Consider the following 2,209-nt stretch of genomic DNA (forward strand, 5'->3'; position numbering starts at 1 on the left):
GGACTCCTCCTCGACCTCGATGTCACTGTCGCGGATGATGCGGAACGTGCCGGAGCCCTTGACTTCGTAGCCGGGGAACAGCTTGCCGATATAGAGGCCGACCGCCTCTTCCAGTGGAATGAAGCGGACATGACGCTTGCGGTCAGGCAAGCGGATGAAGCGCTTAAGCGCCACCGGCAGACGCAACAGCGCACTCATCTCCTCGCCATTCCTGCGATGGCGCAGTTGCAGGGCCATCGAGAAGCCGAGATTGGGAATGAACGGGAACGGATGCGCCGGATCGATCGAAAGCGGTGTGAGCACCGGGAAGACCTGCTCCTGGAAATGATCCTCGAGCCAGGTCTTCTCGTCCTTGGTCAGCGCATCGCGGCTGATGCTCTCGATGCCTTCCTTGTCGAGCAGCAGCATCAGCGCGGAAAGGCTATTCTGCTGATCCTCCTGCAGACGCTCGACCTCGCGCAGCAGCTGTTCCAGCTGTTGTTCGGGGGTGCGGCCGTCCGGGCTCTTCAGCGTGATGCCTTCGCGAACCTGGCCGGCGAGACCGGCGACGCGGACCATGAAGAACTCGTCGAGATTGGCGGCCGATATCGACAGGAAGCGGACACGCTCGAGCAGCGGATGATTGGCGTTCAGCGACTCCTCAAGGACGCGGCGGTTGAATTGCAGCCAGGAAAACTCGCGGTTGACGAAGCGGTCCGGGTTGCCGCCCTCTGGGCTCGCCACCTCGACAGTGGTGAATTCGCTCTGCACCGGCTTTAGTTCGTTCATGGTTCCTGCTCGTTTCGCACCCGCTGCCCAGAGCGTCACGCGTCGTTCCGGATGCGCAAAGGACGCTCTACCACTTTTAAGCTACGCATGATCCCCAGCGAAACCGAATTCGATTTTCGCGGCCATGCCTTAACCGGCTTAGCTTATCCTGTGACAGGCTTTTACGACAGTTTGATTTCATCGATCTTGCAAAGAGACAGCTTATGATCCAGATGCAATCCAGGTACAGCGCAGCGCGTCCTTTGGACGCGCAAAGGACGCGGTAGAATTTTGATTTTGCGCATGATCCGAGGTCATGCGGCAAATTTAGGAGACGACGATGGCAGGCGGTTCCATTCCCCATTTCCAGAACGATGCGGGCTATGCGGCGATCGACATCGGCGTCAAGGAATTCATGTGCACCGGCGCCAACCCGCCTTTCGACCATCCGCATGTGTTTCTCGACATGGGCGACGACAATGAAAAGGTCTGCCCCTATTGCTCGACGCTTTATCGCTATTCGCCAAAGCTGAAGGCGACGGAAACGCAGCCTGCGGGATGCCTGTATATCGACCAGGCCGCCTGACGCGCACGTCATCCCTATGGACGACATGCGGTCCCGGCAGGTCGTCATCGCCGGAGCCGGCGTCGCCGGACTGACTGCGGCGCTGGCATTTTCCGAGCGCGGCTATCTGGTGCGGCTGTTCGAGCAGGCGCCGCGCCTCGAAGCGGCCGGCGCCGGCATCCAGCTCTCACCCAACGCGACGCGCATCCTTCGCCAGCTCGGCGTGCTCGACCGGCTGTTGCCGGCGGCGGTGCGGCCGGAGGCGGTCGTGCTCAAGGACGCCGCCACGCTGCGCGAGCTGGCGCGGGTGCCGCTTGGCGAAGCTGCCGAAAGGCGCTGGCAGGCGCCCTATCTCGTCGCTCATCGGGCTGATCTGCAAGAGGCGCTGATGGCGCGCCTTGCCGAACAGCCGGACATCAGTCTCGTCACCGGAGCGCGCGTCGGCGGCGGCGCGGCAGGACCGCACCATACCACGGCAACAGTCGAGATTGCCGGCAAGACCATCGAAGCCGACGGCTTTCTGCTGATCGGCGCCGACGGCGTCTGGTCGGCGATCCGTGCTTTTGGCGCATTTGCCGCCCAAAGCCGGTTTTCGGGCGAGCTTGCCTGGCGCGCGACGGTCAGCGCAGACAGTGTCGCGGGAGAAGCCGTTGCGGCGGTTGGCGCCGCCAATTGCGTGACCGCCTTCCTGCATCCCGGCTTCCACCTCGTCGCCTATCCGGTCAGCAATGGCGCGGCGTTCAATCTGGCCGCCTTCACCAGGGGCGAGATCATCGCCGAGGGCTGGTCGGGCCACGCCGACCCCGAAATCCTCGTCGGCGCCATGCGTGGCACGGCGGCAGCACTGGCCCGGCTTGCCGAGGATGCCGGCCTGTGGACGGCATGGCCGATCCATAC

At 63.2% G+C, this 2,209-nt stretch carries 2 protein-coding genes and 1 pseudogene; 2 read left to right on the forward strand and 1 reads right to left on the reverse strand.

Annotated features, from left to right (window positions below; translation table 11 throughout):
* Window positions 1-768, reverse strand: a pseudogene (locus EOB36_RS33650) (RNA degradosome polyphosphate kinase); the annotation flags it as partial.
* A 319-nt stretch (window positions 769-1,087) separates the two neighbouring features.
* Between EOB36_RS33650 and EOB36_RS33655 the strand changes: the two are divergent.
* Window positions 1,088-1,333, forward strand: a complete 246-nt coding sequence (locus tag EOB36_RS33655; protein WP_029354249.1) for a zinc-finger domain-containing protein — start codon at window positions 1,088-1,090, stop codon at window positions 1,331-1,333.
* Window positions 1,334-1,349: 16 nt separating this feature from the next.
* On the forward strand, window positions 1,350-2,209 hold an 860-nt coding region (locus EOB36_RS33660; protein WP_128286580.1), incomplete at its 3' end, for an FAD-dependent monooxygenase.

It is taken from the genome of Mesorhizobium sp. M6A.T.Cr.TU.017.01.1.1 (genome assembly GCF_004023115.1).
Lineage (GTDB): Bacteria > Pseudomonadota > Alphaproteobacteria > Rhizobiales > Rhizobiaceae > Mesorhizobium > Mesorhizobium mediterraneum.